1 protein-coding gene is annotated in these 1,035 nt (G+C 39.7%); it reads right to left on the reverse strand.

Annotated elements, in window-relative coordinates:
• Positions 1 to 142 precede the first annotated feature (142 nt).
• A partial coding sequence (locus tag ACTWQB_RS17325) for a transposase (RefSeq protein WP_443140396.1) occupies positions 143 to 1,035 on the reverse strand: 893 nt, incomplete at its 5' end.

Here is a 1,035-nt window from a genome sequence, read left to right on the forward strand (position 1 = left end):
AAATTCCTTCGTTCAACCTATCCATGCGTGGCTGCCGGAAATGCTCCTTAAGTGGGTCATAGCCCTAATGGTTGTATATCGACCGGCTAATCCGTGCTTCAAATGTCCATTTATCATCAAAGCCTAAACGGCTAAAGTCAACCTAAGCAGCTTCTTGTATCTTAGCTATAATAGGTGTATCAGCTAACATTTTTGTTTCACTAAATGAACACTGACGTGTTCCTAACACAAAAAAGATCTTGATTAATTTACGACTTAAGGCAATAAACGATTGTTTCCCTGTAAGCGGGTTATTTGGACGATGACGGTAATATTCATGTAATTGCTTAAACGCTTGATTATGATAGGAAAGAGGAATCGCTACTTGATATAAAACAGAGCGTAAACGTTTCCTACCACGTTTGGATATTTTGGTTTGACCGCTATGTTTGCCAGACTGGTTCATCGATAAATTAAGTCCCGCTAATTTGATGATTTGGCGTGGATCTTGATAATTTGAGAGGTCTCCGACCTCCGCAAAGAAAGCGATAACCGTCATAGAACTTACACCTTTAATGGCAACCATTTCTGAAGCCCCAGGAATATACTCCACAAAAGCTTCAAGGGATTCTTCAAGCGTATTTAAACGTTGTTGTAAATGAATGTATTGATCGACCAAATAACGTAATTCTTCTTTAGCCATCTTTAGACCGAATTGAATTCCCACGGTCATCTCGGCTGCTTGTTTAAGCTCTTGAACGCGTTTCAAGCCAACCGCACGTTTAGTGGCAGTTTTAATTTCGGTTAACAACTCTTCCTCTGACGTATTTCTAATTTCATGAGGAAAAAAGCCTTGTTTCAATAAATGGAGAGCGGCTTTCCCGGTCCAATCTTTAAATACTTGTAGAAACTCAGGAAAGTAGCGATCCAACAAATTATGCATTTGGGCTTGAATAGAATTAAGATCTTCTTGAATGATATCGTGAAGCTTCATGCCTTCACGTAATTCAGCGTACACATCCTCAGGTAATGTTGGTTCATGATACCGACCGTCAC

This window comes from Piscibacillus sp. B03, assembly GCF_052246295.1.
GTDB lineage: Bacteria > Bacillota > Bacilli > Bacillales > Alkalibacillaceae > Piscibacillus.